The 13,417-nt window shown below is 64.9% G+C and carries 14 protein-coding genes; 10 read left to right on the top strand and 4 right to left on the bottom strand.

Annotated features, from left to right (window positions below; all coding sequences use genetic code 11):
* Positions 1–201 precede the first annotated feature (201 nt).
* Positions 202–1,803 (top strand): RNA repair transcriptional activator RtcR, encoded by a 1,602-nt coding sequence (gene rtcR, locus ACNFBT_RS15060; RefSeq protein ID WP_416750565.1) that lies wholly within the window; start codon positions 202–204, stop codon positions 1,801–1,803.
* 13 nt (positions 1,804–1,816) lie between these two features.
* On the opposite strand, the gene ACNFBT_RS15065 is transcribed toward rtcR, so the two are convergent.
* Together ACNFBT_RS15065 and ACNFBT_RS15070 are read right to left on the bottom strand one after the other, a co-directional pair.
* Positions 1,817–3,682 (bottom strand): DUF4105 domain-containing protein, encoded by a 1,866-nt coding sequence (locus ACNFBT_RS15065; RefSeq protein ID WP_416750567.1) that lies wholly within the window; start codon positions 3,680–3,682, stop codon positions 1,817–1,819.
* A 61-nt stretch (positions 3,683–3,743) separates the two neighbouring features.
* A complete protein-coding gene (locus ACNFBT_RS15070; RefSeq protein ID WP_416750569.1) occupies positions 3,744–4,232 on the bottom strand; it encodes a DUF3015 domain-containing protein in 489 nt (162 codons plus the stop codon).
* Between the two features lie 220 nt (positions 4,233–4,452).
* Here ACNFBT_RS15070 and ACNFBT_RS15075 point away from each other — a divergent pair, with 220 nt between their 5' ends.
* The 6 genes from ACNFBT_RS15075 to ACNFBT_RS15100 all read left to right on the top strand — a co-directional run bounded on the left by ACNFBT_RS15075 (position 4,453) and on the right by ACNFBT_RS15100 (position 9,617).
* Positions 4,453–4,776: a TraR/DksA family transcriptional regulator gene (locus ACNFBT_RS15075; RefSeq protein ID WP_416750571.1), complete on the top strand. Its 324-nt coding sequence runs from the start codon at positions 4,453–4,455 to the stop codon at positions 4,774–4,776.
* Between the two features lie 96 nt (positions 4,777–4,872).
* Positions 4,873–7,350, top strand: coding sequence for a Lon protease family protein (locus ACNFBT_RS15080; protein ID WP_416750573.1), 2,478 nt, complete (start codon positions 4,873–4,875; stop codon positions 7,348–7,350).
* Between the two features lie 165 nt (positions 7,351–7,515).
* Complete coding sequence (locus ACNFBT_RS15085) at positions 7,516–7,857, top strand: hypothetical protein (RefSeq protein WP_416750575.1); 342 nt, start codon at positions 7,516–7,518, stop codon at positions 7,855–7,857.
* Between the two features lie 151 nt (positions 7,858–8,008).
* The gene (locus ACNFBT_RS15090; protein WP_416750577.1) at positions 8,009–8,503 is read left to right on the top strand and encodes a TIGR00645 family protein; all 495 of its coding nucleotides are present in this window, start codon (positions 8,009–8,011) and stop codon (positions 8,501–8,503) included.
* 123 nt (positions 8,504–8,626) lie between these two features.
* Positions 8,627–8,923 carry a DUF6482 family protein gene (locus tag ACNFBT_RS15095; protein ID WP_416750579.1) on the top strand — a complete coding sequence of 99 codons (297 nt, stop codon included), beginning with the start codon at positions 8,627–8,629 and terminating at the stop codon, positions 8,921–8,923.
* A 76-nt stretch (positions 8,924–8,999) separates the two neighbouring features.
* Positions 9,000–9,617 carry an FKBP-type peptidyl-prolyl cis-trans isomerase gene (locus ACNFBT_RS15100; protein WP_416750581.1) on the top strand — a complete coding sequence of 206 codons (618 nt, stop codon included), beginning with the start codon at positions 9,000–9,002 and terminating at the stop codon, positions 9,615–9,617.
* Between the two features lie 159 nt (positions 9,618–9,776).
* Here ACNFBT_RS15100 and ACNFBT_RS15105 read toward each other — a convergent pair whose 3' ends face one another.
* Both ACNFBT_RS15105 and ACNFBT_RS15110 read right to left on the bottom strand, forming a co-directional pair.
* Entirely contained in the window at positions 9,777–10,001 is a 225-nt protein-coding gene (locus tag ACNFBT_RS15105) for a hypothetical protein (protein WP_416750584.1), read from the bottom strand.
* 170 nt (positions 10,002–10,171) lie between these two features.
* Complete coding sequence (locus tag ACNFBT_RS15110; protein WP_416750587.1) at positions 10,172–11,140, bottom strand: polyprenyl synthetase family protein; 969 nt, start codon at positions 11,138–11,140, stop codon at positions 10,172–10,174.
* Between the two features lie 242 nt (positions 11,141–11,382).
* Between ACNFBT_RS15110 and rplU the strand changes: the two genes are divergently transcribed.
* From rplU to cgtA, 3 genes are all read left to right on the top strand, one after another.
* Positions 11,383–11,694 carry a 50S ribosomal protein L21 gene (gene rplU, locus ACNFBT_RS15115; RefSeq protein ID WP_015475683.1) on the top strand — a complete coding sequence of 104 codons (312 nt, stop codon included), beginning with the start codon at positions 11,383–11,385 and terminating at the stop codon, positions 11,692–11,694.
* 41 nt (positions 11,695–11,735) lie between these two features.
* Positions 11,736–11,993, top strand: coding sequence for a 50S ribosomal protein L27 (gene rpmA / locus ACNFBT_RS15120; RefSeq protein WP_017521622.1), 258 nt, complete (start codon positions 11,736–11,738; stop codon positions 11,991–11,993).
* Positions 11,994–12,152: 159 nt separating this feature from the next.
* Complete coding sequence (gene cgtA, locus ACNFBT_RS15125; RefSeq protein WP_416750590.1) at positions 12,153–13,373, top strand: Obg family GTPase CgtA; 1,221 nt, start codon at positions 12,153–12,155, stop codon at positions 13,371–13,373.
* Positions 13,374–13,417 lie beyond the last annotated feature (44 nt).

The raw sequence follows: 13,417 nt of genomic DNA on the forward strand, positions 1-13,417 counted from the left end.
GTGGGCTGCATCAGCGATGCGGTCGAGAGGGATATAGCGAGGGGCGTGCCAGGTTTGTTTCGGTTGGCTGAATTGTTTTATCAAGTAATTGATAAATAACGATTTAATTATTTTTCATAACAACCTTGATGTCTCTTGGGTTTGGCGGATTTTCTGATTTATGGATATCTTTGGATCGGTATTTATCTTTTTGGATAAATGATGCAGACAAAGAAAACCGTCGCCATCGGCTTCCTCGGCTCGACCCTGGATCGCGTCGGCAAGGGTGCGGCGCGCTGGCAGAAGTGGCGGCCGACCGTTGGCCTGTGCCAGCAGCAGGACCTGCTGATCGACCGCCTTGAGCTGATCCACGGATTGGACGCCCGTGACGTGAGCCTGGCAGAGCGCATCGCCGACGACGTTCGGCACGTCTCGCCGGAAACCGAGGTGCGCCTGCAGCCCATGGCGCTGCGCAACCCGTGGGACTTCGAGGAGGTCTACGGCGCGCTGCACGATTTCGTCGGCGGCTACGCCTTCGATACCGAGCACGAGGACTACCTGGTGCACATCACCACCGGGACCCACGTCGCGCAGATCTGCTGGTTCCTCCTGACCGAGGCGCGCTACCTGCCGGCTCGGCTGGTGCAAGCCTCGCCGTCGCGGCGCAAGGACGAGGCGCGGCACCCGGAAGGGACGGTGACGCTGATCGACCTCGACCTGTCGCGCTACGACCGCATCGCCACGCGCTTCCGTCGCGAGCAGGAAGAGAGCCTGGCCTTCCTCAAGTCCGGCATCGCCACGCGCAACGCCGCATTCAACCGCTCCATCGAGCAGATCGAACGGGTCGCCGGCCGTTCCCGTGCGCCGATGCTGCTGATCGGCCCGACCGGCGCCGGCAAGTCCTTCCTCGCCCGCCGCGTCTACGAACTCAAGCGCGCCCGGCACCAGTTCCAGGGCCGCTTCGTCGAGGTGAACTGCGCGACGTTGCGCGGCGATGGCGCCATGTCCGCGTTGTTCGGCCATATCAAGGGCGCCTTCACCGGTGCGCAGAACGCCCGCGAGGGGCTGCTGCGCGCGGCGGATGGCGGCATGCTGTTCCTCGATGAGATCGGCGAACTGGGCCTGGACGAGCAGGCCATGCTGCTCAAGGCCATCGAGGAGAAGCGCTTCTTCCCGCTGGGCTCGGACCGCGAAGTGGGCAGCGACTTCCAGCTGATCGCCGGTACCCACCGCGACTTGCGCGAGCGGGTGGCCCAGGGGCTGTTCCGCGAGGACCTGTTCGCCCGCATCAACCTCTGGACCTTCGACCTGCCGGGGCTGGCCGGGCGCCGCGAGGACATCGAGCCGAACATCGACTTCGAGCTGGAGCGCCACGCCCACGAGCAGGGCCGGCTGGTGCGCTTCAACCGTGAGGCGCGTACGCGCTACCTGGTCTTCGCCAACTCGGCGCAGGCGTTGTGGAGCGGCAACTTCCGCGAGTTGTCGGCATCCATCACGCGCATGGCGACCCTGGCCGACAGCGGGCGCATCGATGAGGCGCTGGTGGAGGAGGAGATCGGCCGGCTGCGCCGTTCCTGGGGCGCTGCGCAGCCGGAAGGCACTGTGGAGGCGCTGCTGGGCGAGGGCGCCGAGGCGCTGGATCTGTTCGACCGCCTGCAACTGGAGGCGGTCATCGCGGTGTGCCGGCAGGCGCGCAGCCTGTCCGATGCCGGGCGCCAGCTGTTCGCGGTGTCGCGCCAGGAGAAGCAGAACCCCAACGACGCCGACCGGCTGCGCAAGTACCTTGCCCGTTTCGGCCTGGATTGGGCGGCGCTGAAGGACTGAGGCGCAGTGCGCCTCAGTAGTGGTACCAGCGCAGCTCCAGCATCACTTCGTTGACCGGGGTGGCCAACTGGCTGAACTCGCGCTGGGCCGACAGGCGCAGGCCGAGGTTGCGGCCCAGTTCCACCTGCTGGCCGAAGCTCAGGTTGCGGCGCACTTCGCCGTTGTGGAAGTAGTCGCCCTTGGCTTCCAGGGTCAGGTTGCCCAGCGGGTTGCTCCACAGCAGGCCGGTGTCGAAGCCCAGGGCCGGGGCGATGGTCGCCGCGAAGTCCTGGTTGTTCTCGATCCGCGCGGTACCCAGGGCGTAGGCCTGCAGCTCGTCGCTGAGTTTCCAGCTGCCGCCGGCGCCGCCGTTGAGATGGCCGACCAGGGTGTCGTGGTCGTCGTCGCTGTGCTTGCCGAGTACCCGCTCCCAACCGCCGGAAACCTGCCAGGAGAGCGGTTGCAACAGTTCATTGCGTGGCGTCATCGAGCGGATGGTGACCAGGTCCAGTTGCTGCAGTTGCCAGCGGTTGCCCTCGTACTGGCGCAGCTTCAGCTGGCCGAGTTCGATCTGCGCGCCGAGGGGGAAGCCGTACTGGTTGTCGGCGAGGTCGTGGTAGGCCATGCGCAGGCCGTATTGGGCGAAGGCCTCGCCATCGCGGCTGCCGGCGCCGAGCTGCCAGGTGCGCGACTCATGGCCGTCTTCCGGTTGGCCGGGACGCTCCACCGCCAGGGCCGGCGGCGGGTTCTGGTTGATCGCCTTGAGCAGGTTGTAGCTGCGCGACGCCGTGGCGGCGTCGCGTTCCTGGCCGGTGGCGCGGTAGCGTACCAGGCGGAAGGCGGTGTCCTGCACCAGCGCCTGGCGGTCGGCGGGCAAGGCCTTGAATTCGGGGCTGTCGAGCAGCCGGTCATCGTCCGCCAGCTGGCGCGCCAGGACCTTTTCGTCGTGGCTCAGCGGTGCGCCGCGGGCGAGCAGCTCGCGCTCCCGGGAGGGGCGGTAGTCGATGCGGTCGATCATCCCGGCATTCTTCACCGCGCGCACCGTGTCGGTGGGGATGGCGGTGAGCGGGAACTGGTCCGTGAGTTCGGTGCCGGGCCGGGCGATCTCCAGCAGCTCCAGCAGGCGGAACGAGCAGTTCTCGTCGAAGAAGTAGTACTTGAAGCGGACCTGCTTGAGCTCCCAGACGTGCTCGACCATCCGCCCGGTTTCTTCAGGCGTGAGGTTGAGGCGGTACTCCCAGAGGTCGCGGTTTTCCAGCCGGCTGTACTCGGAGAGCTTCTCGCGGTACGGCACCAGGGCGAACAGGCCGGGGTAGCCGCCCATCAGGCCCTTCCAGGCGTAGAGGATGCTGTTGTCCATGCCCTCGATGTAGGCGCCGAAGTTCAGCGCGTAGCTCAGCAGGGCAGTGTTGTCGGAGTCGACGTCGGCCTGGTCGATGCGCAGCAGGGTGTGGCCGAACATCGAGGACGGGCTGTTCAGGTAGGCCGCCGGGAACACCAGCACCGCGCTGTGCGGGTTGATGTCGCTGTACCAGGTCTTGTACTCCTGGCAGGCCACGGGCGGCAGGTCGTCGAGTTGCAGTTGCTGGCGCAGCCAGCGGGTGCGCGCCGGATAGACGCACTGGGCGTGTTTGTCGCCGAGCTCGGCGGGTGCGTAGAGCGCCTTCACGGTGGCGGCCAGTTCGGCGTCAGGGTGCTGCTCGCCGTCGGCGGCGAGGAAGAACTTCGGGTCGTCGACGAAGCTGCGCCAGCCGCCCAGCTTGGCGTGTTCGTAGTGCCCCAGGGCCAGCCAGTAGGGGGCGCTGGCCAGTGCCTGCAGGCGCTCTGGGGCGATCTGTGGTGCGGCGAACAGTGGGGTGCAGGCGCACAGCGCCATCCAGGGCAACAGGCGTTTGGGCATGGAGGGGACTACTGGAAAAGGAGGGGTGAGCCCACCGTGGCGGTGGGCTCGCGAGCGGCCGTCAGGCCTGTTCGGCGTACTTGGCCAGTTGGGCGTCCTGTTTCAGGACAGCCTGGGTGTTGGCATAGACGTCTTCGGCGGTGACGTTGGACTTGTCGAAGATCTGGGCGAAGTGCTGGTGGGTCACCTCGGCGAAGTGGGCGCGGTCCTGCGGCGCTACACCCAGGACTACGGCGTAGGTGGTCAGGGCTTCGCCGTTACCCTTGGCCATGTCTTCGGACAGCTCGTCCATCATGCTGCTGAGCACGATCATCGGCTTGCCGCCGTAGGTCAGGGCGCCGTTGGTGTGGCAGCCGTTGGTGCCGGTGGTCATGCCGAAGGTGTTGTTGCCGCTGGTGCCGTTCGTGGTGGCCGCCAGGACGTGGGTGGCGGTGCCGCGCTGGCCCTTGAAGAGCATGTTGCCCCAGCCGCAACCGTCGCTACCGGGAGCGTCGGCCAGGGCACTGAGGGAGGCGGTGGCGAGGAGGGTACCGATCAGAATCCTTTTCATCGTTTTTCTCTCTTTCTTAAGTTCGGGCAGGTGTCGCTGACAGCAAACAGCGCCGCCTGAAGCTTTTAGGAATGAACTCGGGGTGTCAAGGAAACCGGTGCGCTCCTGTGCGGCGCGTTCAGGCTTCCTGCCGCCTGCCTGCAGGTTATTGATCGGCATCAGCGGCGGTTGCCTTGGAACGGGCCACACTTGAAGGAGTTCCCCTTGCAAGGAGGTCGCCATGGCCGATTTCGATCCGCGTCCGACCCTGGATCAACTGGCGGCGGAGTATTCCCGGCGCGCCGAGGCGATCCGTCGCGATCTCGGCCGGACCCATTCGCCGGACTTCGCCGAACAGGCCCAGCAGCGGCAGAACGACGACGTCCTGCGTGCGCTGCTGGCGGAAGCGGAGGCGGGCATGCGGTTGGTCGGGCTGGCGCGCCTGCGCCTGGCGGACGGCACCTACGGCTTCTGCGTGCGCTGCGGAGAGCCGATCGAAGCGCGCCGGCTACAGGCGCTGCCGGCGGCGGAGCACTGCCTGCGCTGCGCTGATGCGGTGGACTGAAACTGTCACCAATACTGCCTTGCCAGTGGCGCGCGGGCGGCGCGAGAATGCGGACAACTCTCCGCGGCCTCGTGCCGCCCGAAGCAAGGATTTCCGATGCCCGATTCCGTTGCTGCAGGCCTGCGCCTGGCGCCCGATGAACTGACCCGTCCCTTCTTCCCCGAACAATTCCCCTTCACTACCACCGACGAACTGGAGCCCTTCCTTGGCGTACTCGGCCAGGAGCGCGCGGTGGAGGCATTGCAGTTCGGCGTGGCGATGCCGCGTCCGGGGTACAACGTGTTCGTCATGGGCGAGCCGGGCACCGGTCGCTTCTCGTTCGTGCAGCGCTACCTGAAGGCAGAAGGCAAACGCCTGCCGACCCCGGCGGACTGGGTCTACGTCAACAATTTCGATGAATCCCGCGAGCCGCGTGCCATCGAACTGCCGCCGGGCAGTGCGGCGGACTTCGGCGCCGACTTCGATCACCTGATCGACAACCTGCTTGCCACCTTCCCTTCGGTGTTCGAGAGCCCGGCCTACCAGCAGAAGAAGAGCGCCATCGACCGCGCCTTCAATCAGCGCTACGACAAGGCCCTGGACACCGTCGAGCGCCTGGCGCTGGAGAAGGACGTCGCGCTATACCGCGACAGCGCCAACATCGCCTTCACCCCGATGAGCGAGGGCAAGGCGCTGGACGAAGCGGAATTTGCCCAGCTCCCCGAGGCCGAGCGCGAGCGCTTCCATGCCGACATCGCCACGCTGGAGGAGCACCTCAACGAGGAACTGGCCAGCCTGCCGCAATGGAAGCGCGAATCCAGCAACCAGCTGCGCCAGCTCAACGAGGAAACCATTACCCTGGCGCTGCAGCCGCTGCTGGCGCCGCTGGTGGAGAAGTACAACAACAACTCCGGCGTCAGCGCCTATCTGCAGGCCATGCAGCTCAACCTGCTGAAGACCGTGGTCGACCAACTGGTGGACGCCGAGCGCACCGACCCGCAGCGCAAGCAGAGCCTGGAAGAGCAATACGCGCCCAACCAGGTGATCGGCCACCATTCCACCAGTGGCGCGCCGGTGATCTTCGAGTCGCACCCGACCTACGACAACCTGTTCGGCCGCATCGAGTACGCCTCCGACCAGGGCGCGCTGTACACCAGCTACCGCCAGCTGCGCCCGGGCGCACTGCACCGCGCCAATGGCGGCTTCCTGGTGCTGGAAGCGGAGAAGCTGCTCAGCGAGCCGTTCGTCTGGGATGCGCTCAAGCGCGCGCTGCATTCGCGACAGCTGAAGATGGAGTCGCCGCTGGCCGAGCTGGGCCGCCTGGCGGCCATGAGCCTGACGCCGCAGGTGATCCCGCTGAACATCAAGGTGATCATCATCGGTTCGCGGCAGATCTATTACACGCTGCAGGACCTGGACCCGGACTTCCAGGAGATGTTCCGCGTCCTGGTGGACTTCGACGAGGACATCCCGCTGGGCGAGGACAGCCTCGAACAGTTCGCCCAACTGCTGAAAACGCGCACCTCGGAAGAGGGGCTGGCGCCGCTGACCAGTGCCGCCGTCGCCCGCCTGGCGACCTACAGCGCGCGCCTGGCCGAGCACCAGGGACGCCTGTCAGCGCGCATCAGCGACCTGTTCCAGCTGGTCAGCGAGGCAGACTTCATCCGTCAGCTGGCGAACGAAGAGGTGACTGACCTCGGCCACATCGAGCGTGCCCTGAAGGCCAAGGAAACCCGCACCGGGCGGGTGTCCGGGCGCATCCTCGACGACATGCTGGCCGGCATCATCCTGATCGATACCGAAGGCGCCGCCGTCGGCAAGTGCAACGGCCTGACGGTGCTGGAAGTCGGTGATTCGGCCTTCGGTGTGCCAGCGCGAATTTCCGCCACCGTCTATCCCGGCGGCAGCGGCATCGTCGATATCGAGCGCGAAGTGAGCCTCGGCCAGCCGATCCACTCCAAGGGTGTGATGATCCTCACCGGCTACCTCGGCAGCCGCTATGCGCAGGAATTCCCGCTGGAGATTTCGGCGAGCATCGCCCTGGAGCAGTCCTACGGCTACGTGGACGGCGACAGTGCCTCGCTGGGCGAGGTCTGCACGCTGATCTCCGCGCTGTCGCGCACGCCGCTGCGGCAGTGCTTCGCCATCACCGGCTCGATCAACCAGTTCGGCGAGGTGCAGGCGGTCGGTGGGGTCAACGAGAAGATCGAGGGCTTCTTCCGTCTTTGCGAGGCCCGCGGCCTGACCGGCGAGCAGGGGGTGATCATCCCGCGCTCCAACGTCAGCACCCTGATGCTGGATGAGCGTGTGCTGCAGGCGGTGCGCAGCGGCCAGTTCCATATCTACGCGGTTCGCCAGGCCGACGAGGCCTTGAGCCTGCTGGTTGGCCAGCCGGCCGGTGCACCGGACGCCAAGGGCAACTTTCCGAAGGACAGCGTGAACGCCCGTGTCGTCGAGCGCCTGAAGGAAATCTCCGAGATCGGCATGGAGGAAGACGAGAAGGAAAAGCCGGTCAAGGAAACCGTGGCCAAGGCCAAGGCGGCGAAGGCTCCGGTGGAGAAGGAGCGGGCGCGCAAGAAGAAGGACGCTGACTGAGCAGAACCTGACCAGCCCGCTCCGCGCCACGCGGGGCGGTGCTCTGGCGCTCCTGCCCCCGCGCAGTTCACATGCTTATCCACAGCCTGCGTGGATAAAACGGCGCTTTCGCGTGTCGGAACCTGGGTGTAGTCTCGAACTCAGGACAGCCGCGAGGGTGCCGCCATGCCGCGTAACCTCTGCCTTATCCGCCCCTGTCTGGGGCTGACCACGCGAATCGAATGCGCGATCAGGCCGCTGGCCGGAGAGAATGGACTCTGGACCTTGTTGTGTGCGGCCGGCATGGCCGGCGCACAACCCACCGCCATCAAGGCGCAAGGCCCGTTCTTCGGGCCCTTCGTCGCCGAGGGTGTGCTCGAAGCGATTTCCGACTGCCTGGCCCAGCAGGGCTACGTCGAGGCTTGCGATCCGCCGATCTGGCAACTGCACCTGCAAGCCGAGTTGCGCCGCCTGAACGGTGAGCGTTGCCGCAATCTCGGGAATTATCAGTTCCGCCCCGAATCCTGACGCCGGACGTCGCCCAAGCAACGGATGCTCGTGGCGCCTGGCTTTCGCCTGCCGATCGCGGGCGGCTGACATATTTGTCCACAGAATTGCGCGGCAGCCCGGAAATTGCCTTCGCTATACTTCGAAACTTCCGAACAGCCCCGCGAGATCCATGGAACGCTTCGTCGAAAACTCTCTGTACGCCGCCCGCTGGCTGCTGGCGCCGATCTACATCGGCCTGTCGCTGGCGTTGTTGGCGCTGACCATCAAGTTCTTCCAGGAAATCTTCCACATCCTGCCGAGCATCTTCAGCATCGCCGAGGCGGACCTGATCCTGGTGCTGCTGTCGCTGATCGACATGGCGCTGGTCGGCGGCCTGCTGGTGATGGTGATGTTCTCGGGCTACGAGAACTTCGTCTCTCAATTGGATATCGACGAGAGCAAGGAGAAGCTCAGCTGGCTGGGCAAGATGGACGCCAGTTCGCTGAAGAATAAGGTGGCCGCCTCCATCGTGGCGATTTCCTCGATCCACCTGCTGCGCATCTTCATGGACGCCAAGAACATCCCGGACAACAAGCTGATGTGGTACGTGATTATCCACCTCACCTTCGTCCTCTCCGCGTTCGCCATGGGTTACCTGGACAAGACCACGCGCCACGACCACTGATCCCTACTGGTGTCTCTCCAGCCGCCCGGCCGTTGTGAAACGGACGGGCGGCTGTGTTTCCTCCTTGCGGTGACGGGTGGCTGTACAAGACTTTTGCATGTAGCCACGTGCAGGAGGTGTCCCATGACCCTCGAGGAACTGACCAACCGCTCCCTCGCCGGGGATATCGACGAGATCAACCTGGTGTCGCTGGAAGGCGATATCTATGTTCTGGAAGCGCGGATGGGGGGCCGTTTCTATCCGATCCAGGACGTGATGGGGCATGTGCTCAGCGTGCGCTCCGTCGCCCATGCCCGCGAGGTGCTGCATGCGGTGCCGACGGTACCGTTCCGGTTGGTGCACGCCGTGGTGCATGACGAGATGGTCGGGATGCAGGACGAACTCGATATCGGCGACGGCGTGCTCATCCCGCTGCACTAGGCCCGCGGCGGTGGGGGCGGCGAAGCATCTGTGCTAGGCTGGCGGCCCTTTTTTGAACCCCCAGCGGAGCGCCGCCATGAGCGAACTCAATCTTTCCACCGACGAAGCCCGCGTCAGCTACGGCATTGGCCGTCAGCTCGGCGACCAGCTGCGCGAGAACCCGGTTCCGGGCATGACCCTCGACGCCATCCTGGCCGGCCTGTCCGACGCCTATGCCAACGTGGAAAGCCGCGTGCCGGGCGAAGCCCTGTCCGCCAGCTTCCAGGTGATCCGCGAGCGCATGCAGGCCGAGGCCCAGGCGAAAGCCGAAGCCGCCGCTGCCGTTGGTCGCGAGTACCTGGTGGAGAACGCCAAGCGTGAAGGCGTGACCGTCCTGCCGTCCGGCCTGCAGTTCGAAGTGCTGGTGGCAGGCGAGGGCGCCAAGCCGTCCCGCGAAGACACCGTGCGTACCCACTACCACGGCACCCTGGTCGACGGCACCGTGTTCGACAGCTCCTACGATCGCGGCCAGCCGGCCGAATTCCCGGTGGGCGGCGTGATCGCCGGCTGGGTCGAGGCCCTGCAGCTGATGAACGCCGGCAGCAAGTGGCGCCTGCACGTACCGAGCGAGCTGGCCTATGGTGGCCAGGCCGTCGGCAGCATCCCGCCGCACAGCGTGCTGGTGTTCGACGTCGAGCTGCTGGAAATCCTCTGATTCCCGAAGGTTCGCTGCGGAGCGCCATCCTTGGCGACTCCGCAGGAAAAGGGGCGCTTCGGCGTCCCTTTGTGCATCCGCCTCCCGGGCGGCGGAGCACCGACGACGCGTCCTGCGCCGTCGTAAACGCTTAATTGCACCCGCTTTTCTAGGCACCGTCTAGCGCAGCGCGCGGGCGTAACAGAACAGGAACAGGTTGCGCACCAGCTCCTTGAGCACACCCGGCTCGCTGGTGGATAGCTCCGACAACTCCAGTCCGCCCTGTTCGCGCAGTTCGTCCAGCGCGTCTTCCTCCAGCACCGCGCAGACTTCCCCGGTATCCCGGTGCAGGATGCGCAGGTAGGGGTGTGGGCGATCCAGCCAGGCATCGATCATGTAGGTCATGGCAGTTCCTCCGTGCGAATCGTTTGTTGAGAATAATTCTTATTATCTCAATAGCAAGTCCCAATCGAAGATTTTCCTGCACAGGCGATGATCCGTTGCCCCGGGTCAACGGACGGGCAATAAAAAGCCCGCCGCGGCGGACCGGGGCGGGCTTTGCGAACAGCGCTGGATCAGTGCGTGCGGGCGACGGCGAACTCGGCCAGCTCGATCAGCGCGGCGCGGTATTCGTTGTCCGGTAGCGCCTTCAGGCAGTCGATGGCGCGTGCGGCGTACTCGCGGGCCAGGTTGGCGGTGTAGTCCAGGGCGCCGGCGGCTTCCACGGCGGCACGGATGCCTTCCAGGTCCTGGCTGCCGCCCTGCTGGATGGCTTTGCGTACCAGCGCGGCCTGTTCCGGGGTGCCGTCGCGCATGGCGGCGATCAGCGGCAGGGTGGGTTTGCCTTCGGCGAGGTCGTCGCCGACGTTCTTGCCCAGGCTGGCGGCGTCACCGCGGTAGTCGAGCAGGTCGTCCACCAGCTGGAAGGCGATGCCCAGGGCATCGCCGAACAGGCGCAGCGCCTCGGCCTGCTCGGCCGGAGCATTGGCCAGCGCGGCGGCGCTGTGGGTGGAGGCTTCGAAGAGCATCGCGGTCTTGCCGCGGATGACTTCCATGTAGGTTTCTTCGGTGGTGCTGGCGTCGCGGACCTTGGACAGCTGCAGCACTTCGCCTTCAGCGATCACGCGGGTGGCCTGGGAAATGATGCGCATGACCGGCATGGAGCCCAGTTCGACCATCATTTCGAAGGAGCGCGCATACAGGAAGTCGCCCACCAGCACGCTGGGTGCGTTGCCCCACTGGGCATTGGCGGTGGCGCGGCCACGGCGCAGGCCGGAGGCGTCGACCACATCGTCGTGCAGCAGGGTGGAGGTGTGCAGGAACTCGATGGTGGCGGCCAGCAGCTTCAGGTCATCGCCCGAATAGCCCAGGGCCTTGCCGGAGAGGAGCACCAGCAGCGGACGCAGGCGCTTGCCGCCGGCGGAGATGATGTAGTCGCCGATCTTTTCCACCAGGGGAACGCGGGAAGTGAGTTGGCGGCGGATGATGCCGTCGACGGCGGTGAAGTCGTCCGCCACCACGCGATAGAAAGCCTGGGGTTGCATTAAAGACAGCGCTCCTCGTAGATTGCGCGGCATGCTAGGTGCCGGGGGGAAGGCCTGTCAAGGCAAGGCCCCGGGAGGCTTGATCCGGGTGAACGCTTTGCGTACAATCGCGGCCCCGAACTTCCCTGGCATATCCTGCCTTACGCAATTGCACGGGCGTCCTTTCCGGCCCCATGCAGCCATGCCGACCGATTCCTCTTTTTATAAAGCGTCGGGTGAGCAGGTCTAACGGAGACATCCAGATGTACGCAGTAATTGTTACTGGTGGCAAGCAATACAAAGTCACCGAAGGCGAATTCCTCAAGGTCGAGAAACTCGACGTCGCCACCGGCGAAGCGATCAACCTGGATCGCATTCTGCTGGTCGCCAACGGCGATGACGTCAAGATCGGCCTGCCGGTGGTAGAAGGCGCGAAAGTGACCGCAGAAGTGGTTTCCCACGGTCGTCACGACAAAGTGCGCATCATCAAGTTCCGCCGCCGCAAGCACCACATGAAGCGTCAGGGCCACCGCCAGTGGTTCACTGAAATCAAGATCACCGGCATCCAGGCCTAATTCCTTTTTTAGGGCTGCTTCCTGTTTAGGAGATATGACTCATGGCACACAAAAAAGCTGGCGGTAGTACCCGCAACGGCCGCGATTCCGAAAGTAAACGCCTTGGCGTGAAGCTGTTCGGTAGCCAGGCTGTTAAAGCAGGCAACATCATCGTGCGTCAGCGCGGCACCCAGTTCCACGCTGGCTACGGCGTTGGCATGGGCAAGGATCACACCCTGTTCGCTAAAGTCGACGGCGTGATCAAGTTCGAAGTGAAAGGCGCCTTTGGCCGTCGCTACGTAAGCGTCGTCGCTGCCTAAGCGAGCCCTCACTGAAAAAGCCCTGTCTCGCGACGGGGCTTTTTTGTTTCTGGCGTTTCCAGGCGAGGTGCTGTCGGTTCGGGCGTTTGCGCGGACTTGGCTGTATCCTATGCTCCTTTTCTTATTTTCAACCCGCAGGTGCTGCGGGAGGCGTTCGCAATGAAATTCGTCGACGAAGTATCCATCCACGTGAAAGCCGGTGACGGCGGCAACGGCCTCATGAGCTTCCGCCGCGAGAAGTTCATCGAGAAAGGCGGTCCCAACGGCGGTGACGGTGGCGACGGCGGCTCGGTGTTCCTCGAGGCCGACGAGAACCTGAATACCCTGGTGGACTACCGCTACACCCGTCGTTTCGACGCCCAGCGCGGCGAGAACGGCGGCAGCAAGGACTGCACCGGCGCCAAGGGTGACGATCTCGTCCTGCCCGTGCCGGTCGGTACCACCATCATCGATGCCGGCACCCAGGAAATCATCGGTGACCTGACCACTGCCGGTCAGCGCATCATGGTTGCCCAGGGCGGCTGGCACGGCCTGGGTAACACCCGCTTCAAGTCGAGCACCAACCGTGCGCCGCGCCAGACCACTCCGGGCAAGCCCGGCGAGGCGCGCGACCTCAAGCTGGAATTGAAGGTGCTGGCTGACGTCGGCCTGCTGGGCCTGCCGAACGCCGGCAAGAGTACCTTCATCCGTGCAGTGTCCGCCGCCAAGCCGAAGGTCGCTGACTATCCCTTCACCACTCTCGTGCCGAACCTGGGTGTGGTCAGTGTCGGTCGCTTCAAGAGCTTCGTGGTCGCCGACATTCCGGGTCTGATCGAGGGTGCCGCCGAAGGTGCCGGCCTGGGTATCCGTTTCCTCAAGCATCTGGCGCGTACCCGCCTGTTGCTGCACATCGTCGACATGGCGCCGCTGGACGAAAGCGATCCGGCCGATGCCGCGGAAACCATCGTCAACGAGCTGGAGAAATTCAGCCCGGCGCTGACCGAGCGTGACCGCTGGCTGGTGTTGAACAAGATGGACCAGATCCTCGAGCCCGAGGAGCAGGAACGTCGCAAACAGGACGTGGTCGAGCGCCTGGGCTGGGAGGGTCCGGTCTACGTGATTTCCGCTCTGGAGCGCGAAGGCACCGAAGCCCTGAGCCAGGACATCATGAAGTACCTCGACGAGCGCACCCTGCGCATCGAGGAAGAGCCGGCCTACGGCGAAGCCCTGGCGGCCCTGGATCAGCGCATCGAGGACGAGGCTCGCGCCCGTCTGCAGGCGCTGGATGATGCCCGTGCCCTGCGCCGCGCCGGCCTGAAGAATGCCGATGATCTGGATGACGATGATTTCGAGGATGACGAAGACGACGGCGACGGGCCGGAAATCTTCTACGTACCTTGATCGGAGCGGCGTTCGCCGGTCCGGATTAAACGTGTGAAGCCTGA

Origin of the sequence: Pseudomonas sp. NY15181, from assembly GCF_048068055.1 — a bacterium.
GTDB lineage: Bacteria > Pseudomonadota > Gammaproteobacteria > Pseudomonadales > Pseudomonadaceae > Pseudomonas.